The organism is Arcicella rosea, from assembly GCF_014204325.1.
GTDB lineage: Bacteria > Bacteroidota > Bacteroidia > Cytophagales > Spirosomataceae > Arcicella > Arcicella rosea_A.
Genome location: NZ_JACHKT010000003.1, coordinates 99,016 through 122,456, shown reverse-complemented (window position 1 = coordinate 122,456; position 23,441 = coordinate 99,016). Strand labels below are relative to the sequence as shown.

Below are 23,441 nucleotides of genomic sequence, written 5' to 3'. Positions count from 1 at the left end.
TATCTTTTTTTCTTGAAAATGATTTGAAATTTACTATATTAGCAGAAAATACAAGGTAAGTACAGCTATAGCACTACCCCTGAGAGGATCACAGGTGATGACCTATATTAAAATATTGAAAATCAGTTAGTGAGATGGCAAATAGAAAACCCTACTCTCCAAGAGCTGTTGATCGCCAATACCAAGACTTGTCCAATGTTAAGCCAATGAGTAAGAAAATTAAGACTATCTTGGTGGATGACGAGAGATTAGCTCGCCAAGAATTAAAGTACTTGTTACAAGACTATCCGGATATTCAAATCATTGATGAAGCCGAAAATGTGGATGATGCTATCGAAAAAATCCATCGTTTGCAACCAGACTTGATTTTTTTGGATATTGAAATGCCAGAGAAAAATGGTTTTGATTTATTGGATGAACTAGAATTCATCCCTAAAATCGTATTTGTAACAGCTTATAATCAATATGCGATTCAAGCATTTGAATCGGAAGCTATGGATTACCTCTTGAAACCAATGAAAGCCGAAAGACTTTCAAGAACAATTGAGAAAATCCGTGCTGAAATCCAACAAACAAGAATTTCTGAAGCTGTCTCTGAAGGAAGACTTCCGCCAGATAAAAGAATTTTCTTGAAAGATGGCGATAAATGTTATTTCGTAAGATTAACAGAAATATACATGATTGAATCTGTAGGTAATTATTGCCGTTTCCATTTCGGGAGTAACAGACCAATGATTCACCGCTCTTTGAATAAAATTCAAGAACGTTTAGACCCTAACACTTTCTTTAGAGCTAACCGTCAGCAAATTATCAATACTGAATATATCGCTGAAATAGACTCTTATTACAAAGGTGGAATGAAGGTAGTTTTGAACAATGGAATTGAATTAGAAATTTCAACTAGAAACTCGGTTGCCTTTAAAGATATGATGGGAATATAAAATGATTTTTATCACTTTTCCACTAAAAGTCCTCAAAAATTTATTTTGAGGACTTTTTTCTTTCCGCACTTGAACGGTTTTTTAAAATTTCAAAATGAATATTCATCACTTCATCCTAATTTTCAGGATAACATAACCATTAAACAGAATTTATCCTCCTATTTCTGCGAAGATGTACTTTCTCTTGCTTTTATTATCATGAGTTAAGTATATTTGCTTAATGTAATTCAATAATTACTCATAGAATGGTTTAGTAGTGGCGGCTACTAAACCTTTTTTTATTGCCAATCATTTCTCTGCAAGACCATCGGCTGAATGGCAGATTTTACTATCTTTGCCTTTATGCGAATTCTTAGATTTTTATATACCGCTTGGGCTATTTTCTGGTTTGTTTCGTTATTCTTAATCCTTTTCCCTTTCTTCTGGCTTTTTCTACAGAAAGAAACATGGAAACCGAAAGCTCATTACTTGAACCGATTATGGGGTAAACTTTACTTCCCAATAATTGGAATGCCTATCAATATAAAATATGAAACTGAAATAGATGTAAACAAAACTTATGTTTTTTGTGCCAATCACTTTTCATACTTGGATATTGCCGTGATGGGCTTGGTCATTAAAAACTATTATGCCTTTGTAGGAAAAGCTGGACTCAAGAAAGTACCTCTATTCGGCTATATGTTTAGAAAATTGCATATTCAGGTTGATAGAAATGATAAACAAAGCCGTGCTATTTCTCTGACTCGCTCTTTAAAAGCCTTGAAGAACGGTAGAAGCATCATCATTTTTCCAGAAGGTGGTATCAAAGCTAAACATCCTCCCCTGCTTCACCTTCCACTGAAAGACGGAGGCTTTATCATGGCAATCAATCAGCAAATTCCTATTGTACCGATTACTTTTCTTAATAATTTCCATATTTTAGAGGATGGAAAATACCTACTCAACCCGAAAGCCGTTGAAGTAATCGTACACAAACCAATAGAAACAAAAGGAATGACTAGCAATGATGTAGAAGCTTTGAAGGAAAAATTCAAGGAAGTTGTTCAAGGAGCATTAAATACCGCACATCAAACTTAAAGTAGTTTTCAAGAAAGTATGTCATAAAGTCCAATCAAAAGACTTTGCTACCTGTTATCCAAAATCTTTGTATCTTTTGAAAGGATAAGATTTACTTTGAACAAAATAAACAATCAAAATATAAACGATAATAACATGTACTCTCACGAAATTGATTACAAAATTATAGGAGAAGATATCCAATTAGTAGAAGTAGAACTCGACCCTAACGAAACCGTCATTGCTGAAGCTGGCACTATGTGTTACATGGAAGAAGGTATTGTTTTTGAAACCAAGATGGGTGATGGCTCAAGTGCTGATAATTCATTAATTGGCAAGCTTTTTCAAGCGGGTTCTCGTTTATTAACTGGCGAATCACTTTTTATGACCCATTTTACCAATCGTGGTTATGGCAAACGTAAAGTAGCTTTTGCTGCACCACATCCTGGTACAATCATCCCGATTAACCTTTCAACACTTCCGGGAAATACGTTAATTGCTCAAAAAGATAGTTTTCTTTGTGCTGCTTTAGGAACAAAGGTTTCAATTACTTTTAATCAAAAAATTGGTGCTGGCTTTTTCGGTGGCGAAGGTTTTATTTTAGAAAAACTTCAAGGTGATGGTTTAGCATTTGTTCATGCTGGTGGTACAATTGTAGAAAAATACTTAAACAATGAAACCCTAAGAATTGATACAGGCTGTATTGTGGCTTTTGAACAAACTTTAAGCTACGACATCCAAAAAGCTGGTAATTTAAAATCTATGATTTTAGGCGGTGAAGGGCTTTTCTTAGCCACTATGCGTGGTACTGGTAGAGTTTGGATTCAGTCTATGCCATTATCTAAATTAATTCGTACACTATCTCCTTATGGTGGCAACGCTAATAAAGAAAGTGGTTCTGTATTAGGTGGTTTAGGTAATATTTTAGGCGACTAAGCGTTGTCTGTCGGTGATTTTCATCTCCCGACAATCAATTTATCATATTCAATAAAGGCTTCATTCGTTTGAATGAAGTTTTTATATTCAAACAATCAATGATTCATCAAAAAGGATTTTTTCATCAAATTAGTGCAGGCTTATTAGCTTGCACTTTTCTTGTTTTCGGACTAAGTAGTTGTAGAAAAACAAAGGACGATAGCGATTTCGTACCAAAGCCTAAAGGTTTTAACCGCATAGATTTGCCTTCAACGCATTATGTTCAATTACTTGAAAATCATCCTTATACATTTCAATATTCCAGTCAGGCAATTATTAAACCTGATACAGTAGCATGGGCAGAACCTCATTGGCTTTATGTGTATTATCCAGCTTACAAAGCGATGATTCAACTTACCTACAAATCGCTTGATAATAATCCGACTAAACTTTCTAGGCTTATTGATGATGCTTATAAATTAGCAGCAAAACATAGCCAAAAAGCATCGTCTATTCAAAATTCTATCCTCACGACTCCACAAGGCGAAAAAGTAATGTTGATGAGATTGGAAGGCGAAGTGCCTACTTATCTACAATTCTACACTACCGACTCCACAAAGCATTATTTACGTGGAGCACTTTACTTTAACACAGCCTTGAAAAGCGATTCACTAGAACCCGTTATTGAATACCTTAAAAAGGATGTTATTAAAATGGTAAACACTCTTAAATGGAAACAATAATCTAACTCATTATATCATTTTAGTAAGCCAGTACTTAGGTATTGGCTTTTTATTTTAAGGATTTTCGAGTAAATTACATTTACAAATTATCCTAACCATAAAATATGTTTACCTCCACATTTCAAAGCATTGTTGATAGACGTCGCTCTGTAAGAATTTTCGATAATAATGCACCTTTCGATGAATCCGTCGTTTCTAAATCTATAGCCTTATCTGTACTTTCAGCAAATAGTAGCAATATGCAACTTTGGGAGTTTTATCAAATTAAAACTAAAGCTGTTCATGAAGCCCTTAACAAAGCTTGTATGGGGCAATCAGCTGCTAAAACGGCTAGTCAGTTAGTTGTTTTTGTGACTCGCCAAGATAAATGGAAAGAAAGAGTGCAATGGAACATCGACAAGCTTGAAAAACAATTTGAAGGCAAAGAATTAACTAAAAAAGACCTTAGAGCTTTTGATTATTATAAGAAATTAATGCCATTGGTTTACAGATATGATTCATTCGGCTTTAATACTTTATTGAGAAGCATTATTGTATTTTTCATGGGCTTTAATAAACCTTTCTTGAGGATTCGTAATCATGGCGACCAGCGAGTAATGTGTCATAAATCATGTGCTTTAGCTGCTCAAACATTCATGTTAAGCATGGCATCGGAAGGTTATGATACTTGCCCAATGGAAGGTTTTGATAGCGATTTAGTTAAAAAAATATTGAAGCTTCCTTCTTCAGCAGAAATTAATATGATTATAGCATGTGGTATTGGAAAACCTGAAGGTATTTATTCAGAAAGAGTCCGTGTGCCTAATCAAGAGGTAATCTTTGAAGTATAATTAACAAACTATCTTTATTTTATGAAAAAACCATTATTACTCGCACTAACGCTGATGTCATTTTTGGGAAATGCCCAAAAGAAAAAAGTAAACACAACTTCATCTTCAGAAACCGACAAGCAAACAATCATCAGCAACATCGACAAACGCTTTGATGAGTATGCAGGTATCTCTAAACAGATATGGAATTTTGCAGAATTGGGTTACATGGAAGAAAAGAGTTCTTTACTTTTACAAGAACAACTCAAGAAAGAAGGCTTTACAGTACAAGCAGGCATAGCAGGGATTCCTACTGCATTTGTTGCAAGCTTTGGTGAAGGCAAACCAGTTATTGGTATTTTAGGTGAATATGACGCTCTACCTGGCTTAGCACAACAAGCTGTTCCTGAAATCAGCCCTATTCCTAATCAAAAGGGTGGTCATGGTTGCGGACATAATTTATTTGGTACTGCTTCTGTTGCTGCTGCCGTTGAAGTAAAAAATTGGTTAGTAAAGTCTGGTCAAAAAGGGACTATCAAGATTTATGGTTGCCCCGCAGAAGAAGGTGGTTCGGGTAAAGTTTATATGGTACGAGACGGACTCTTCAATGATGTCGATGTAGTACTTCACTGGCATCCGGGTGCTCAGAATTCAGCCGATGCGGGTACTTCTTTAGCCAATAAAAATGCTAAGTTTCGTTTTAAAGGAATTGCTTCACACGCTGCTGCATCTCCAGAACGTGGACGTTCTGCATTAGATGGTGTTGAAGCAATGGATATGATGGTAAACATGATGCGTGAACATATCCCACAAGATACTCGTATCCATTATGTAATTACAAAAGGTGGTGAAGCACCCAATGTAGTCCCTGCTTATGCCGAAGTATATTATTACGCTCGCCATAAAGACCGTGAAATACTTCAAGGTGTCTGGAAGCGCATTGAAAATGCTGCACAGGGTGCTGCATTAGGAACAGGCACTAAAGTTGAATGGGAAGTATTAGGAGGTGTGTTTAATTTGTTGCCAAATATTACTTTAGCCAATGTAATGCACAACAACTTGGCTAAAGTTGGCGGAGTAGTGTATAATGAAGAAGAAAAAAAGTTTGCTATATCATTAAGTGAGACTTTGGGTGAACAAAAACAGCCTATCGAAAATGCTGCATTGGTCAAAGATTTTCGTAATGGGGCTGAAAGTGCAACAAGTGGGGGCTCAACTGATGTAGGCGACGTTAGCTGGACAGTACCAACAGTAGGTTTACAAACAGCTACGTGGGTTCCGGGTTCATCGGCACATAGTTGGCAATCAACAGCTACAAGTGGTATGGGTATTGGGCAAAAAGGAATGATTGTAGCGGCTAAAACTTTAGCTTGCACGGCTTTAGATTTGTTCAAAGACCAAGCATTAATTGACAAAGCAAAAGAAGAATGGTTGCAAAAAAGAGGTGCTAACTTTAAATACGAAGCACTACTAGGCGACAGAAAACCTGCTTTAGACTACAGAAAGTAAGATTTATAATTCTTTTTACCTATCCCCTTCCCAAATCAAGAAGGGGATTTTTTGTGCCTCATATTTTTATTTTTTACAACAACATTACCGAATAAATTATTTCAAAAAAGTGCATAGACACATAAAGAAAATATCTTCGCTCTATTAATTCTAAATGTTATATTATTAATTCAAGCACTCGACTTAGCAATTCAAACAGTCAGGTTATTAATTCAAGCTCTCGACTTATCAATTCAAACAGTCGAGTTATTAATTCAAGCTCTCGACCTTGCAATTCTAACACTCAGGTTACCTATTCAAGCTCTCGACCTTGCAATTCTAACACTCAGGTTACCTATTCAAGCTCTCGACTTGGCAATTCTAACACTCAGGTTATTAATTCAAGCTTTCAACTTGGTAATTCTAACAGTTGGGTTATTAACTCAAGTTGTACGATTTATCAAATTAAATGATAATTAACACATCAAAAAAAATAGCAAACCCTATTGCTTAAACGTCATAGGATTTGCTATATATTGATTGTCAATCAAATATTACTTTGAACTCCTGAAAGCAATACCGCTTACTTGATTGTATTCATTGCTATTTACGCCAAAAACTGTTTTAACATAAGTCTTTACATCAAAGGCAATTGCTACCAAACCAATTTTAGGTTCATACAAGGTTTTATTTCTTTGCTCTCTAAACATATCAAGTGCTACACTAGCATTTATTACTGCCGTGTTTGCTGTTCTTAACTCAGCCGAATACTCTTGTAGGGAAGCTACTTTTAGTTCAGTTTCATTAGGATTATATTCAGGATGAACATTTAACAAAGCAATTAAAGAGTTTAAGTGTTCTATTAAATAATCATAGCTTTGATGACTAGAAGAAATAGTTTTAGGAGTAATAGTAACCCCATTTTCTTCATAAGCCTCTGGCTTGGCTGTGGCTCTTTGCCCTCTTATTTTACGAATAATAGCTTTTCCTCTTTCAACAACGGCATCATCAAGACCAGCAATAGACAAGGCACCAACAACCTTAGTTCCTAATGGCTTTAAGGAGGCAAATGCTGTTTTTCTTACAATAACAGCATTATTATATGTTGCTTCAAAAGTTTTAGATTGGTCGAGCAAATCTCTTGCTACAGATAACTGATTTTCTAAATTGGGGATTTTCAATAAATCCCTTGAAGGGTTGTAACGTTCACCAAAGGTGATACACTTGGCAATAAGTGATTCGAAGTTAGAAATGTTTACTGCATTTCCAGTTTCTTGTGTAGTTTGCATAATAATATGATTTAGATTAAAAATTCGGTATAAAAAAGTATCAATTAAACGCTCAAGTAATGAAACGATTAAAAAGTTTATGAACCTATTTAGTGGTGTATCAACCTGACAAACAGGTTATTTACCTATCATTGTTGATTAATTAAAGTTAATATAGAAAATTTTAAAAAACATCATTCTGTTAAATATTTTTTAGTACAAAACTCAATATATTTTTAATTAAGAATATATAGAAAGTGTAATTACTGAGACTTTTTAATGAAGAATACCAATCATTAAAATACGCAGTCCAATTAATACTTAATCATGCACAAACAAAAAATCTTAAATATTTTAAAAGTAATAGCTATTCCAACAGGATATGCCATTGTATTGAGGCTTCTTTTTGGAATTAACACATGGCGGGAATTATTTTCAGTAATGTCAATGTCTTTTTTATTTTGTTTGCCAACCATTGTTGGTGCATTAGTTGTTTACTTTTCAAGTGAAGAAAAAGTCAAAGAAACATCTTACAAAGTAATTGCTCTGTGGGTACCTATTTTCCTCTTCTTGTTTGTGACACTTGGATTAGCCATTGAAGGTTGGGCTTGTTGGCTGATGGTTATGCCATTGTTTTTAGTGGCTGCTTCAGTTGGAGGGCTTATTGGAGGGTATTTCAAAATGAAAAAAAAGGATAATAATGTCTATGTTTCAATATTAGTACTTCTCCCAATTTTTATTGCTCCCATTGAAGCAATGATTGGTGCTATTCCCGGAACTTATGAAGCTTATACTTATATTGACATCAAAGCTCCAGCCGATAAAATTTGGCATAATGTCACTCGTGTACGCACAATAGAAGCAAATCAAGATAAAGGCTGGCTCACTAAAACGTTAGGATTCCCACGACCTATTAAAGCTGAATTAAATTTTGAAGGAGTTGGAGCCTACAGAGAAGCTATATTCACGAATGGCCTAGTATTTCATGAAACGGTATCCGACTATATTGATAAAAAGAAAATGACCTTTTCAATCAAAGCTTATCCACATGAAATACCATCCACAACAATGGATGAACATGTAGTAATTGGCGGAGAATATTTTGATGTTTTAAACGGTACTTACGAACTTGAAAAACTCAATTCAACTACGCATAGACTACATTTATATAGTCACTTTAAACTAAACACAACTTTCAATTTCTATGCAAGTTGGTGGGCAAGGTGGATTATGAAAGACATCCAAAACAATATTTTACAAGTAGCAAAACTGCGTGCAGAGCAACAAGTTTTGCAATGATAAGCTGAGAAGCATCATTCATAATCCAATCTTACCAGAAACTATAAACTACTACTTCGAAAAAGGCTGAATCCCCAAGGTTTTGATTTTATTCACAACAAATTCCCCTAAATTTCCACCTTGTGTTTGTCCGTTTTCGATAGCATCCATATAATGAATTCCACCATAAAAACGAGAAACGGCGGCTTCGTTGGCGGCTTGTCGGAAAGAAGTAAACTTGCGGGGTTGTAAATCAAAATAAATTTCAGAATCATCTACGTACTCAAAGCTATCTCCCAAAAAGTAAGTCAATACTTCTGCCGAAGCGGTTGAAATTACGCTGTGTCCGCTGGTATATTCTGGAAACGGTGGCGTTTGTAAAAGAGGTTGCCAACGAATATCTATCAATTTATTAATTACCGTTTCAGGTCTGATTCTGGTACTTCTGTATTTTTCATCCCAACAACTAATAAAAGCATCCATCAAAGTAGTAGCTACTAATGAATGAAGCATCAACGATTGTCCAAAGGGAAGTTTTGCTTTGTTCGAAGCGATACTGGTAATATTCATCCAGTGTCCGCCCGGACTCATTTTTTTGAAACCAATCGACATGTGTCCAGAAGTATTAATCGCAAAAGGGTTACAGTCCCAAAAAGCGGCGATGGTTCTTTGTTCTAAAGTGGAGTTTTTACTAATATCATATACCGCTTTCGCCAATTTATAAAATTCACTCCCCTCCTCTGCACTGTACGCAACTGGTGGAATCGGCTTAAATTGGTTACAAGTATCTATCACCATCGGTCTAATCGTTCGCCAATTAGGTTCAACGGCTTCCATATAGGCAGGCGGAGTTGGATACCAATTCCCCTCTCCTTTTATGGGCTTGTACCTTCTTAAAGTACTCAGTTTTAAATAGCCATCATTTTTTGCCCAAGCCACCATTTTTTGTGATACTTCTTGAGCTACATTGATAGAATTTGTAATTACTTGCTCTGAATAACCATCATTTTTCCAACTTTCAAGTATTTTCTTTTGGTCTTCTTCCAACTGAAAACCCGAAGGCAACATTCTTTTTCCCGTTTCCAAAATTGCGTACAAAGCTGCCAAATGATAGTCGTACTCGCCCGAATGTTGAATACTGAATTTTGGAAAACCTTTGATATAAGTACTCGGCGAAGGAATTGTTTTGTCGTGCTGTGCCAGTATTTCGTGAGCTCCCAACAAACTGTATGAGTAAAATCTACTCGCCGCTGGCGGATTTACCACATCATGGAGCATCACCATCGTCAAAGAAAAAACAGCAGGTTGTAAATAGGCTGTCGGTTCTTTTTTTGCCTTAAATCCTTGTACTGAAAAAGTACTAAGTAAAGCTATCAGCAGGGAAAATTTTCTTAGATAAATCATTCTTTATAAAATTGAAGTGCTTGGTTAAAAGCAGCAATGATTAAATATTTTTCAGCCCCAATGTTCATTTCTACAAAAGATTTTACGTCACCTTTCACCGAAAGTCCAGCAGTAGTCTGATTGAGATAGGTAAAATCTCCTTTGCCATTTCCTTTCAGTAGACAGCCATAATTGGCATCCATACTGCCTAATTTCAATCGATTGTCGGTTTTATTTCCCAACAACAAAAGGTCGTTTTTCCCGTCTTTGTCAAAATCTTTTACTAAAATCTGCGAAACTGGAGCAAATTGAGCTTGTAAAGGCAGTACTTTCTTTTGGTATTGAATACTTTTATCTGTTCCGATACTACTTAGGAAACAAACTGTTCGGTTTTCATTCAATGTTAAAATCGTTGCTTTGGCAATTTCTTCTTTCGTCAATACTTCGTTGATGGTTGCGTCAGCATAGTTTTTATAGGAAGAAAATCGTCTTCTCATCGGGAAAATTTGGTCGTTCAATTCATCACGACTTACAAAAGGATACGATTTGCCTTGTACATAAAAATTCAAGAATGGGTCAATTGAACCATTATCATCAAAATCAGCAAAATACAATTCGGCAGGCTGTTGCTTTGACACTTTTATAACAGAATTTTCGCCATAATTTCCTGCAATAATATCTTTTTGACCGTCGCCATTTACATCTTCCAAAGCCAGCGAAAACCACAAACCATTATCTGTTTCGGAGAAGTAAGTACTTGTTTTATCCACAAAACCTTCTGGCTTATTCAAGTAAATTTTGATAGGCATAAATTCACCACAAATCACTAAATCTTGTCTGCCGTCCGCATCAATATCTGTCCATTGTGCATCTGTCAGCATTCCCAATTTGGCAAAAGGAATATTTTTTATGGTAAATTTCGCCTGACCATTATTTTCTAATAAAAACGACTCTGGTGCAATAGGATAACGACCGGGCAGTACTCGTCCGCCCACAAACAAATCTATATCGCCATCTTTATCAAAGTCGCAAGGACGCACAAATGCTTTACTACTGGCACTCAAATTCGGCAAAGAGTATGTAGAAGGGAATAATTTTCCTTTGCCATTGTTCAAGAAAATTTCATCTTGAAACGAAGGTGTATTTACTTCAAAAAGTGAATATCCACCTTTGGCAATATACAAATCTTGGAATCCGTCGCCATTAGCATCAAAGAAAACTGCCGCAACGATGGATGAATTATTTTCATCGCCAATTTCTAAATTTTCAATCGGTAAAAAAGTACCATTACTCTGCTGAACCAGTACTTTTCCATTACGATTTTTATCGCCACTCACAAAAATATCTTCCAAACCATCCTTATTCACATCGCCTTTGGCAAGTACTGGCCCAGTCGCCGAATACATAAACAGCATTAAAGGCTGACGCTTGAAATCGTTTTCGATAAAAGGCTCGTGTAAATAGGGAATTTTTGAGGATACTTTCTGGAAAATTGGGTCTTCGATAAGTTCAAAAGAGGAAATTGCTTCGCTATTCTTTTTAATAGAAAGTAATTTATCTGCTGACAATGCTTTGAGCCACTGTTCGGTGTGGTCGGGCCAAAAGATTTTGAGCGAATCTACTTGCGTATTTTTTCCCAAACCAAAATGTAAACGCATTGGTTCGCATGACAAATAACCACGATAGGGATTTACTTCTTGGTATTGTACTTGACCGCCAGCATATAAATATACTTTAGAGCCAAGCACTGTTTTCGTGGTTTTGTCAGCAATAAGATTTATTTGTAAATAATGCCCTTGAGCATTTTCTCTACTGGTATTTTGATAGATAGAAGCCTCTTCATTGATATTATTAATCAACAAATCTAAGTCGCCATCGTTGTCTAAATCTGCATACGCTGCTCCGCTTGAAATACTTGGAGCAGACATTCCCCAAGCCTCTTGCTGGTTACTAAAAGTTAAATCACCATTATTTTTAAAGATATAATTAGGCAATTTTGTTGAAGGCATCGCACGCACCAAATCCATCAATTGAATGGGTTCTCTGTCCATTGCTTTTCGGATTTTGTAATCGCCCCAGTATCGTAAAAAATCTTTGTTGGTATAATCTCTTAAATAACCATTAGTGATAAAAACGTCTTTCAATCCATCATTATCAAAATCAACAATGAGCGGACACCAACTCCAGTCGGTACTTGATAGCCCCGAAAGGCGAGCGATTTCACTAAAAAATGGAATTTTATTTCGGTCATTTCCTTGATTCAGTTGCAACATATTGTGCATATATTGTTTCTGAAGACCTTGATTTTGCATGAGTTCAAAAGACTCATAATTTTCTTGTAATTGCAAAAGCTTTTGTCTTCGATTATCTTCTGGCAACATATCCAGCGAAAGAATATCAGGCAAAGCATCATTATTTATATCGGCAATGTCCACGCCCATCGAGAATTGAGCCAGATGTTGTAATGACTTTTTGGTGTCTTCCAGAAAAGTACCATTGCCTTTGTTGATGTATAAATAATCGGGTTCGTTATAATCGTTGGTAACGTAAATATCTGGTAATCCATCTTTGTTAATGTCGGCAATGGCGACACCCAAACCAAAAGTTAATGGATATTGATGAATACCTGCTTTGGCAGACACGTCTTCAAAATGTCCGTTTTTATTTTCAAATAAACGATTGCCAGCCAGAGGGTCAATTTCATTTCTGAGGCGAGCCAACTCCATGTTATCATACTTCTTTACATTATGATTGAGCAAGAACATATCTAAATCTCCGTCTGAATCATAATCTAAAAAAGCCGCTTGCGTACTGTAACAAGGACTATCTAAACCATACTCTTTTGCCTTTTCGATGAATTTTACTGAACCATCTTTCTGTTTGCCAAGATTGATAAATAACTGATTTCGGCGATTTTCCTCTTCTACTTTTCCTGAATAACAAATATAAATATCCAAGTATCCATCGCCATTCACATCCGCCATGCTTACTCCAGTTTTCCAAGCTCCTTTTCTACCTTCTAAATCTTTTGAAGCCGTTTTGGTGATGTCTTTGAATTGTAATTTTCCCAAGTTCAAGTACAGTTTATTGGCTTTCATGTTGGCGGTAAAAAACACATCTTCCAAGCCATCATTATTTACATCGCCAACGGCTACACCTGCCCCATTGAAAAAATACTCATAAGCCATTACGTTCAACTCTTCAGTTTCATCAATTTGATTGTTAAAATCAATACCTGTTTTTTTAGCATCAAGTTTTTGAAACAAAGTTTGTTGAGCAGTAGCCTTAAAGCATAACAAACTCAAGAAAATAAAGGAAAGTATTTTAGAAGGGGAATGGCTCATCACTGGAATCTTCATATAAAATCTTATAAAAAACTTCGACTAAAAAGGGTTTAGTCGAAGTTGAGAAAAAATACGATATTTTGCTAATCTGAATTCTAAATCTTTTGAATAATAGTTAAGTACTTTTAATAAAAAGAGCAAGGCATAAATACCTTGCTCTTTCATTGATGATTGATTTATTTATCCCACCAAACTCTTCCTGTGAATGTATCACCACCTGATAAACGTGCCACTGCAGCAGCATAATTTACAGGGTTGGTTGAAGCTTCTTCAACTTTGTAAGGAATTCTTCTTGGAATAGTACCATTCGAGAAGTTGTTCGCAAACACAACTGGTGTTAGTACTGGGAAACCAGAACGTCTCCAGTTAGACCAAGTTTCGATAAAGTTGAAAGTAATTGAAGTAGTTACCCAAATCTGTTCGTTGATTTGTTTCAATGAAGCAGTAGTTGAGCTAACATTCAATGGATTTGCTGTCAAATAAGCTGGAATCGCTGCTACGGCAGTTTTAATCGCTGCATCAGAAGAAGCTACGCCATTAAATTGAGCTAATGAAGCTGCTGCTGCTGTAACACCATTGTTATAATGCTCTGATGCAGAAGTAGCACCAACATTCCATCCTCTTACTTTTGCTTCTGCTAATAATAATTCAGTTTCAGCATAAGTCAACACGAAGTTTACACCACTACGATCTAAGTAAATAGCTGTTCTTGGACGAGAATATTTACCTACACCAGCTACATCATTTCCAGTACCAGAAGCTCCCGGATATTGTGGATGTTTGCTAATATCAGTAGTACCACCGTTCAAATCATAACCATTTGGTAAACCAATTTGGATTGAAGCAGTGTTATCACCTGCTAAATCTTGATTAGAGTTGTTAGCTAAACCAGCTTGAGCAACTTCAGCAATAGCAGAAATTCTTGGGTCATTTGTTGCTTTCAAATAATCCATGAAAGTTTTGCTCCAACGAACTTCACGGTAATCATCACCTACTCTTAATGCACCAGTTGTATTATTTCCTTGTGTACTATTGTCAGTTAATACTTTAGCGTTATCAGCGATAGAAGTGAAAACACCACCAGCTACTGCTTTTTCAGTCCAAGCTTTTGCTGAAGCTTCGTCAACTTTAGTCATACGCATTGCTAAGCGCAACATTAACGAATAACCAAATTTCTTCCATTTCGTTACGTCTCCATTGTACATTAAGTCTGCTGTTGGACCTGTTTTGTTTACATCTAAGTTTTTGATAGCCGTTTCTAATTCAGCTAACATTCCTGGATAAATAGTTTGTTGAGTATCATACTTTGGAAGCGTAATCGCTTCTTTTGCTCTTAAAGCTTCAGTATAAGGAACATCCCCATAACAGTCAGTGATATGAGCAATATTCAACACTTTCATAATTGTACCTACATTGTACAAGTTAGACAATGCTGGCTTATCTTTTGTAAGATTTTGCATCTCAACAGCCAAAGAAGCTGAACGGTAGTTTTCTCCGAAAATTCTTCCTTGGTACGCCAAAGCACTACCAGAAGCTACATACTTATCTCCGTTTCCATAGTAAGAGAAAGTAGAAGCTAAAGATTGTGTCCACATACTTTGATACAATAATTGCGAATATCCAGTATTGCCATAGTCGAATTGCGACTGAGACAAAAGATAGTTAGGGTTGAAGACCTCAGCACTTGTAGCATTAGGGTCTGTATTGATTTTTTCGAAATCAGAAGTACATCCTATTGGAAAAAGCAATGCCGTTAGTCCGATATATATAAATAACTTTTTCATATTCTTTGTAAAGTTTGTTTAGAATTTAATGTTTAAGTTAAATCCATAAGTACGAGTCATTGGCAAACTGTTTCCTTCGATTCCAGCATAGCCGACAAGTGAAGAGAATCCTGCTTCTGGATCGATGTTGTCTGTATATTTCAACAACGTGAAAAGGTTACGAGCAACAAATGAAACACCTACTGATTGGAATGGTAAGATACCTAACTGTTTCTTGTTAAGCGTATATCCAAAAGTAACTTGACGTAATTTGATAAAATCACCATCTAATACGTTTAAACTTGATATACGTCTTGCTAAAGTTTGGTAATAAGTTTGAGCAGGGACACTTACAGTGTTTGGAGAACCATTTTCTGTAACTCCTACTGCTACTACACCGCCTTCACGACCTTCTAATGTCATTTTGTTCAAACCTCTGTAAATTGAGTAGTAGTTTGTAGCAGACAATACTTTGTTACCAAACTTGTAATCAATCAAGAAAGCAAAATTGAAGCCTTTATAAGAGAATTCGTTGTTGAAACCACCAAATACTTTTGGTAATACAGAACCCATGGCAGTTCTTGAAGCCGCTTGTTTTGGAATACCTGCTGCATCAATTACAATATTTCCTTTAGCATCCCTCACGTAGTCTAAAGCCATAATTTGTGGACCAGCCATACCTTTTACTAAAGCAGTGTTGGCATTCAATGGACGATAAGTACCAAGACCAGACTGCTCATTATCAGTACCAGTACCAGAGATATCTAAGATTTTGTTAGCAATCGTAGTGATGTTGAATGAAGTTTTCCAGCTAAAGTTGGTAGTTTGGATTGGAGTACCGCTCAACATTAATTCTATACCAGAGTTCTGAGTAGAACCCGTTCCGATGTACTGACCTGTATAACCTGTTGCATCAGAAAGTGAACCGTTGATAATTTCATTTTTAGTTTTACGAGTAAAATAAGAAAGGTCAACACCCAATCTATTTTGGAAGAATTTCAATTCTGTACCAAATTCATATTCTGTTAAAGTATATGGTTTTAAGAACAAGTTTGGTAAAGTAGAGCCGAATGAACCAGTCGTTACACCTTGAATAGCTGAACCTACGTTATAATACTGTGAAGTACTGTATGGTCTTTCAGGTTCTCCAGATACTACTGCATAAGATGCACGTAATTTACCATAGCTAAGTTTATTAGATTTTACAATGTCTGTTAAATCCAAACTCAATGAAACAGATGGAGTGAAAATTCCATAGTTATTCACTGGCAAAGTAGAGAAAGCATCATAACGACCAGTTGTCGATAATGTAAGCAATTTCTTGTAAGCAAAGTCTAATGAGTAAAATGCAGAGTGTGTTTCTTTCTCGTTATAGCCATAGCTTCTGTTAAAAGAAAGTACGTTGTTAGGGCTATAGAAGAAAGGAATCACAAATGGACCACCGCCGATAGCAATTCTATCGTATTTATTATTTCTAAGAGCCACACCTACCAATGCGTCAATACTGAAATCTTCAGTAATATCTTTTGAAGCAGATAAGAAAGCATCAGCATTTAATTCAGAAGTAGTAGCTTTTGATAATTCATCAAATCCACCTCTCAATCCATTTGAATAAGCTGTACCTGTTGGAGTGATTTTGAATACTCCGTCATTCATATAGTCATAACCTAAACGCACTTGACCATACAACCATTTTGTGAAATCGTATTTCGCAGTAATAGCAGAAATCAAACGTTTTCTGGTAACATCATTTTGGTATCTGTTTACTACAAACCAAGGGTTTGTTACATAAATATCATCATTGTACTGAATTTCAGCACCTAATGGAGAATTTACATCATAACCTGGTTGTAAAGCAGTTTGGTTTACACTTGTTGCTAAATATTGGATGTTGTTAGCATTCAATGGACCATCACTTAATTGTGGTTTGTTGTTTGCTTTTTCATCAATATAGTTCACCATCAAGTTTACAGTTAACTTATCTCCCATTTTCTGAGAACCCGTAAAGTTGATTGTCTTACGGTCTAAACTACTATTTCTTAAAATAGATTTGTTATCTAAATTAGCGATTGACAAACGGAATGAACCTAAATCACTTGCATTTGAAACAGAAACAGAGTTTGTTACAGAAGCACCAGTTCTGTAAAAGTTTTCGATATTATCTTTTACAGCTGAATATGGATACATTTTACCATCAAATTGGATAGTAGAAGCACCATCTAATTTTTCACCCCAACTTAACATACCACTGTTCAAAGCACTTGTTACGTTTTTCGGACGCACACCATTGATACCTTGTCCATACACATATTGGTAATCAGTATTGTTAACAGCTTTGTCAGCTACAACGTTAAGGTTGTACTCAACAGCCATTTTACCTTTTTTACCAGTCTTAGTAGTAATCAGAATAACCCCGTTGGCAGCTCTTGCACCATAAAGAGCAGATGCAGAAGCACCTTTCAATACAGTCATGTCTTCAATATCATCAGGGTTGATGTTTGAAATACCGTCACCTTGGTCAGCACCACCCCATTCACCAGCACTACCTCTTTGAGTGTTGTCCATCGGCACACCATTAATTACAATCAAAGGCGAAGATGCTGTAAAGCTTGCCATACCTCTTAATAAAATACGAGCAGATGAACCTGGTCCACCACTTGTACCCGAGATATTTAAACCAGCCACACGACCAGCCAATGAATAAGCTACGTTAGTTTCACGAGCTTGCGTCATTACTCCACCATCAATTTTGGTTACAGCATAACCAATTTTTCTAGCTTCTTTAGATACACCAAGAGCTGTAACAACAACTTCATCTAAAGATTGGTTGTCGGCATCTAATGTAACATCAATTACTGATGCGTCACCTACTGGAATTTGTTTAGGAACAAATCCTACTGAACTAAATACTAATGTTGCACCTTTAGTAGCACTAATCGAATAGCTACCTGTTGCATCTGTGGTTGTTCCTTTAGTAGTACCTTTAATCTGGATACTAACCCCTGATAGGCCGACCTTATTACTGTCCGTTACTTTACCTTTAATTGCCTGCGCAAAAAGTTGCGAGCTTGAAAAGATTAGTAATGCAGTAATTAACATTGTAAAATTACTTTTGCATGCTTTCATTTTTTTTAAGATTACAGTGAAAAATAGACTTTTTTTTAAAAAAACATAACCTTTGGTCAAGATATTTGGATGACCTCAGGGCGGGATTTGGGTTTGCATGTACATGATTATATGATTAATTAATTTGATATTCAATTGATTATTTCAGTTGCACATCCTACCTCAAATTTTATACTACAAGCACATTTATATTAACATTATTCATCAAAATAGGGGTGTTTTTTAAATAAAATTTATATATATTTAACATATAATAATTTTATTTAAAATATCTCATTTTCTCATTTTGACTAAAAAGTTAATAAATATAATAAAATACTGTAAGTGTTGACCAAAAATATTAAAAAATCTAAAAAAAAATGCAAAATTTTATTAAAAACGGCAATATATTGCATAATTTAAGAATATTTTAACCCTACCCCTTAATTTATAAAATATTACTTAGTAAAATTTATTAAAAAGTATCGCAAGAATTATTTACATTACAGACAACTCGGTTGTAAGGAAATTTATTTTTTTGTTCATTTGTAATGAAACCATTTTAACTATTGCTTTTTAGCTCAGTACTGAACCCTTTTTAGGAAGATTTACAGAGGTGATTATGCCTAAAATCAATAACCTTATTTTTCACATAAACTCATTAATTGAAACATGTCTTTCACTTCCATAGAACCTTCTGAATTAGAAGTATTTGATAAAGAATCGATTGTCGATAAGAAGAAAAATAGTTTAAGACGTAAAATATTACAAGACTTATACTTCAATGGCAACAAAACCATTGCCCAGTTAACTAAAGAGATTCACTCTAGCGTGCCTTCTGTTACGGCATTATTAGAAGAATTGATGAATGAACGTTGGATTATTGAAATTGGTCCTGCTGAAGCACAATTTGGTAGAAAGCCAATCCTTTATTCATTGAACCCAAAAAATCGATATACTATTATTTTGGACATTGCGGTGCATCATTCTAAGGCAGCCATCCTTAATTTACAAAATCAAGTTCTCTTTGAGGAAGATTTGCATTTTTGCTTAGAGGATAGTCCACTTATTCTGAATAAAATTGCTGTTGCAATCAACGAAATCGTAGCAAACTATGGCATTAGCCTTAGTGAGCTTATTGGTGTTGGTATTTCAATGCCGGGTTTAATTAATCCAAAAAGTGGTTTCAATTATACTTATATAAGGGTAAATCCTGAAACGCAATCAATGGTTGAATGGCTTGAAAATAGTTTTTCACTCCCTTTCTATCTTATCAATGATACACAAGCTACCATTATTGGCGAAAATCAATTTGGTTTGGCTAAGGGTATGCAAAATGTTTTTTCTGTTAATATGGATTGGGGTGGCGTTGGTTTAGGAATTGTACTAAATGGCAAAGTATTTCAAGGTTCAAATGGTTTCGCTGGTGAACTCGGCCATATTCAAGTAAAAGAAAACGGAGAGCTTTGCCACTGTGGAAAAGTAGGTTGCTTAGATACCCTCACTTCGGCGGCTTCTTTAATCCGTAGAATTAAAGAATGTTTAAAAGAAGGGAAAGTATCTAAATTAGCAAAAACAAATCTTGAAGAAATTGATATAGAATTTGTCATTAAAGTTGCCAACGGTGGTGATGCACTGGCAATTGATTTACTTTATGATATTGGTAAAGAAATGGGAAAAGGGCTTTCAATTGCGGTACATTTATTTAACCCAGAAGCGATTGTTGTAAATGGAATTCTAGCAAAAGCGGGTAGATTTATCAGTAACCCAATTGAGCAAGCTATCAATAAATATTGTTTAGTAGATTTTAAAAGTAATTTAAGCATCGAAATTTCCACATTGGGAGAGTCTGCTAGAATGCTTGGTACACAAGTATATTTAATCGAAAATATTATCGTTGCTTAGCCATCATGTAGCATTCGTTTCAAGTATATCATGGTTGTGTGAGGTTGTGATATTCTTAAATGACTTTATTATTTTACATATATTTTTTACACACTTATCTATTTTGAATTAGTTATATAAAAATAACATCAAGTATCATCGAATTTCCTGCTTTTTTTACTCCTAAATTATTTATCGTGCTTATAATCACTGGAAATTTGGATTTTGATTAACTTTTTGAGTATTTTTATGGGCACGCCTCCAACTAATTCGCCAGAAGTAATGAAAAAGATTCTGTTTATCATAATTGTAATAACATTCACTAGCTGTCAAAAAAATGTTTATTTGACAGGTTCCTTAATGCACCAACTTCAAGAAAATGAACTTGACCTTACTCGAATACAATTTTATAATGACAATCCACTCTACTTAGAAAGGGAAGTACCATCTTCAGATGCCAATATCAAATCTGGGAAAGTAGTTTTTAAAAATGGTAGATACATCAATAGAATTGCTTTGGAAAAAAATACACCCGGCATTGTACAAGCTGAAAATAATGGACATTTGATGATTGCTTTTGAAAAGAGTAATGAAGAAAGTTCTTTAAGATTTGGGCCAGTAGCTGGTGAAAAAGGAGAATACTTCTACCAGTTGGTTGATAATAATGGTAGTCCGATGTTTTCTCGAATAGATTACGAAGGCAGTAAATACTTGGTAATTTACAAAAAACCAAGAGTACGCATCATGCTTTCAAGAAGTGTTTTCACCAATATGAAAGTAAAAATAAGAAGAATGAAAGGGAATAAAATCAAGTCACAATAAAAATAAACGTATTTTACTGCTAATGATATTTTCAATACCAGAGTAAGCTTTCAATAGCTTGCTCTTTTTTTTGGCTTAAAAACGGTTGAATAATCATTATTTTAGTAGTATGCTTGCAGAACAATTTTTTCTTTCCCATTTTTACAATATTATGCAAAGCATAACATTTAATTAAAATTTCCCTAAAACAGCTTCTTAATTTTTCATAAACAATCCATCCAATATGAAAGCAGATAAAACGGTAGATTATCACATAAAATCAGGTTGGCATGCCATTAGCAGAATGTACAACTCTTTTGCTGCACCATTCGACATGACAATGGCAATTGGTTATGTTTTATTAAATATCGACAAAAAAGGCACTCCTGCTACTAAAATAGCACCCGCTTTGGGGTTAGAACCAAGAAGTTTGACTAGAATGCTAAAATCTTTAGAAGACAAACAATGGATTAGAAGAGAAACCGATGAGGACGACCGAAGAGTAGTAAAAGTATATCTTACCGAAGAAGGCAAACGCAAAAGAGATAAAGCCCGTGAAGGTGTATTAATTTTCAACAATGCTATTTATGAAAAAATTGGTGCTGAAAAACTAGAGATTTTCTTTGAAGTGATGGAAAAAATCAGTGAAGTTGTGGATATAGATACCGCTGGTTATAAAGCCGATAATATAGGTGAAGATGAGTTTATCTAAATAAAATTTCTGGAATAAAATTATTTTAAATGTTATGCTTGCATAACATTTTTTTTATTGCTTATCTTTACATAAAATAGTATGTAAGCATCATATTTTAGGCTTTTATTCAGATTAAATTGATAAAGACATGACAATCACAGCTAATAAAGCTTCCATCAAGGGAGGCGAGTTTTTAATTAAAGACATCGACGCTTCACAGATTTTCACTCCTGAAGACTTCACAGAAGAGCAACAAATGATTGCCCAAACTTGCTTGGATTTCCTTCGTACAGAAGTACATCCACGTTTAGATGAAATTGATTATGCCAAAAACACCGATTTGATGGTTGAACTAATGGACAAAGCTGGAGAGCTAGGTTTATTAGGAACAGCTATTCCAGAAGAATATGGTGGTTTTGGGATGAATTTCAATACATCAATGTTGGTAGCAGAAGCTTGTGGTGGCGGACATTCTTTTTCAGTAGCTTTGTCGGCACATACAGGTATTGGCACTTTACCTATTTTATATTATGGTAACGAAGAACAAAAAGCCAAATATTTACCAAGATTAGCCAGTGGAGAATGGAAAGCCGCATATTGTTTAACAGAACCAGATGCTGGTTCGGATGCTAATTCTGGGAAAACTAAAGCTGTGTTATCTGAAGATGGAAAGCATTATATCATCAACGGACAAAAAATGTGGATAACCAATGGCGGTTTTGCTGATTTATTCATTGTTTTTGCTAAAATTGATGCTGATAAATCGTTAACAGCCTTTATTGTTGAAAAAGATTTTGGTGGTATTACCATGAATGAAGAAGAACGTAAAATGGGTATCAAAGGCTCATCTACTCGTCAAATCTTCTTTAATGATTGCAAAGTACCAGTTGAAAATCAGCTTTATACTCGTGAAGGAGGCTTTAAAATTGCCGTTAATATTCTAAATATCGGTCGTATCAAATTAGCTTCTGCTGTTGTGGGTGCTTCTAAAGGAATTATTGGGAAAGCCGTTAATTATGCCAACGAACGCAAACAATTTGGTACTTCAATTAGTAATTTCGGTGCAATCAAACACAAAATTGCTGAAATGAATGTGAAAGTTTTTGCCTCTGAATCAGCTTGTTATCGTGCAGGACAAAACATTGACGATGCTATTGAAGATTTATTAGCAAGTGGCGTAGAATCATCTCAAGCAAAACTAAAAGGTGTTGAGCAATTTGCCATAGAATGTGCAATGCTAAAAGTACATGGTTCTGAAATATTGGATTTTATAGTTGACGAAGGCGTTCAAATTTATGGAGGAATGGGCTTTTCTGCTGAAGCACCGATGGATAGAGCTTATAGAGATTCTAGAATTAATAGAATTTTTGAAGGAACGAATGAAATCAATCGTTTGCTTTCGGTAGGAACTGTTGTGAAACGTGCCATGAAAGGAGAAATCAATTTGATGCCTGCGGCAATGGAAGTTGGAAAAGAGATTATGGCTATACCTGATTTTAGTATTTCTGATGAAGAAGGCATTTTCGTAGCAGAGAAAAAGGTCATCAAAAATATGAAAAAAGCCATTTTGATGGTGGCTGGTGCAGCATTACAAAAATTCATGATGAAGTTTGAACAAGAACAAGAAATCATCATGAATTTGGCAGATATGATGATTGAACTTTATGTGGCTGAATCGACACTATTGAGAGTTGAAAAATTGATTACTGTACGTGGCGAAGCGGCTTGTGCTTTACAAAAAGATGCCGCTTTAATCTATTTACACAGTGCCGTTGAGAAAACAAATAATGCAGGAAAATCTGCCATTACAAGTTTTGCCGAAGGCGATGAACTCCGTGTAATGCTAATGGGCTTGAAACGTTTTACAAAAATAGAACCGATGAATCTCAAAGATGCTCGTAGAAGAATTGCAGAAGTATCTATCGAAAAAAATAGTTATGCTTTTTAGTGATAATAATATGACTTGATA

At 35.2% G+C, this 23,441-nt stretch carries 16 protein-coding genes; 11 read left to right on the top strand and 5 right to left on the bottom strand.

Annotated features, from left to right (window positions below; all coding sequences use genetic code 11):
- Nucleotides 1–206: 206 nt before the first annotated feature.
- From HNP25_RS03305 to HNP25_RS03280, 6 genes are all read left to right on the top strand, one after another.
- A complete protein-coding gene (locus tag HNP25_RS03305; protein WP_221432380.1) occupies nt 207–941 on the top strand; it encodes a LytR/AlgR family response regulator transcription factor in 735 nt (244 codons plus the stop codon).
- A 315-nt stretch (nt 942–1,256) separates the two neighbouring features.
- Nucleotides 1,257–2,018, top strand: coding sequence for a lysophospholipid acyltransferase family protein (locus HNP25_RS03300; RefSeq protein ID WP_229202777.1), 762 nt, complete (start codon nt 1,257–1,259; stop codon nt 2,016–2,018).
- A 135-nt stretch (nt 2,019–2,153) separates the two neighbouring features.
- On the top strand, nt 2,154–2,933 hold the full coding sequence (locus HNP25_RS03295) for a TIGR00266 family protein (RefSeq protein ID WP_184130248.1): 780 nt from the start codon (nt 2,154–2,156) through the stop codon (nt 2,931–2,933).
- Between the two features lie 98 nt (nt 2,934–3,031).
- Entirely contained in the window at nt 3,032–3,655 is a 624-nt protein-coding gene (gene gldD, locus HNP25_RS03290) for a gliding motility lipoprotein GldD (RefSeq protein WP_184130245.1), read from the top strand.
- Nucleotides 3,656–3,759: 104 nt separating this feature from the next.
- Entirely contained in the window at nt 3,760–4,485 is a 726-nt protein-coding gene (locus tag HNP25_RS03285; protein WP_184130243.1) for a nitroreductase family protein, read from the top strand.
- A gap of 21 nt (nt 4,486–4,506) precedes the next feature.
- Nucleotides 4,507–5,973 (top strand): amidohydrolase, encoded by a 1,467-nt coding sequence (locus HNP25_RS03280; RefSeq protein ID WP_184130241.1) that lies wholly within the window; start codon nt 4,507–4,509, stop codon nt 5,971–5,973.
- 533 nt (nt 5,974–6,506) lie between these two features.
- Here HNP25_RS03280 and HNP25_RS03275 read toward each other — a convergent pair.
- Complete coding sequence (locus tag HNP25_RS03275; RefSeq protein ID WP_184130238.1) at nt 6,507–7,241, bottom strand: hypothetical protein; 735 nt, start codon at nt 7,239–7,241, stop codon at nt 6,507–6,509.
- Nucleotides 7,242–7,547: 306 nt separating this feature from the next.
- Between HNP25_RS03275 and HNP25_RS03270 the strand changes: the two genes are divergently transcribed.
- Nucleotides 7,548–8,519, top strand: a complete 972-nt coding sequence (locus HNP25_RS03270; RefSeq protein WP_184130235.1) for a hypothetical protein — start codon at nt 7,548–7,550, stop codon at nt 8,517–8,519.
- Nucleotides 8,520–8,570: 51 nt separating this feature from the next.
- Here HNP25_RS03270 and HNP25_RS03265 read toward each other — a convergent pair whose 3' ends face one another.
- The 4 genes from HNP25_RS03265 to HNP25_RS03250 all read right to left on the bottom strand — a co-directional run bounded on the left by HNP25_RS03265 (nt 8,571) and on the right by HNP25_RS03250 (nt 18,114).
- Nucleotides 8,571–9,902 carry a vanadium-dependent haloperoxidase gene (locus HNP25_RS03265; protein WP_184130232.1) on the bottom strand — a complete coding sequence of 444 codons (1,332 nt, stop codon included), beginning with the start codon at nt 9,900–9,902 and terminating at the stop codon, nt 8,571–8,573.
- Entirely contained in the window at nt 9,899–13,240 is a 3,342-nt protein-coding gene (locus HNP25_RS03260; RefSeq protein WP_184130229.1) for an FG-GAP-like repeat-containing protein, read from the bottom strand. The genes HNP25_RS03265 and HNP25_RS03260 overlap by 4 nt, the downstream gene beginning before the upstream one ends.
- Nucleotides 13,241–13,401: 161 nt before the next feature.
- Nucleotides 13,402–15,009 carry a SusD/RagB family nutrient-binding outer membrane lipoprotein gene (locus HNP25_RS03255; RefSeq protein ID WP_184130226.1) on the bottom strand — a complete coding sequence of 536 codons (1,608 nt, stop codon included), beginning with the start codon at nt 15,007–15,009 and terminating at the stop codon, nt 13,402–13,404.
- Nucleotides 15,010–15,027: 18 nt separating this feature from the next.
- Complete coding sequence (locus HNP25_RS03250; RefSeq protein ID WP_184130223.1) at nt 15,028–18,114, bottom strand: SusC/RagA family TonB-linked outer membrane protein; 3,087 nt, start codon at nt 18,112–18,114, stop codon at nt 15,028–15,030.
- Between the two features lie 651 nt (nt 18,115–18,765).
- Between HNP25_RS03250 and HNP25_RS03245 the strand changes: the two genes are divergently transcribed.
- The 4 genes from HNP25_RS03245 (at nt 18,766) to HNP25_RS03230 (ending at nt 23,420) form a co-directional block, all read left to right on the top strand.
- Nucleotides 18,766–19,998: an ROK family protein gene (locus HNP25_RS03245; RefSeq protein ID WP_184130209.1), complete on the top strand. Its 1,233-nt coding sequence runs from the start codon at nt 18,766–18,768 to the stop codon at nt 19,996–19,998.
- Nucleotides 19,999–20,322: 324 nt separating this feature from the next.
- Nucleotides 20,323–20,799 (top strand): hypothetical protein, encoded by a 477-nt coding sequence (locus HNP25_RS03240; RefSeq protein WP_184130206.1) that lies wholly within the window; start codon nt 20,323–20,325, stop codon nt 20,797–20,799.
- 223 nt (nt 20,800–21,022) lie between these two features.
- The gene (locus HNP25_RS03235) at nt 21,023–21,490 is read left to right on the top strand and encodes a MarR family winged helix-turn-helix transcriptional regulator (protein WP_184130203.1); all 468 of its coding nucleotides are present in this window, start codon (nt 21,023–21,025) and stop codon (nt 21,488–21,490) included.
- Between the two features lie 130 nt (nt 21,491–21,620).
- Nucleotides 21,621–23,420: an acyl-CoA dehydrogenase family protein gene (locus HNP25_RS03230; RefSeq protein ID WP_184130200.1), complete on the top strand. Its 1,800-nt coding sequence runs from the start codon at nt 21,621–21,623 to the stop codon at nt 23,418–23,420.
- Nucleotides 23,421–23,441: the final 21 nt, after the last annotated feature.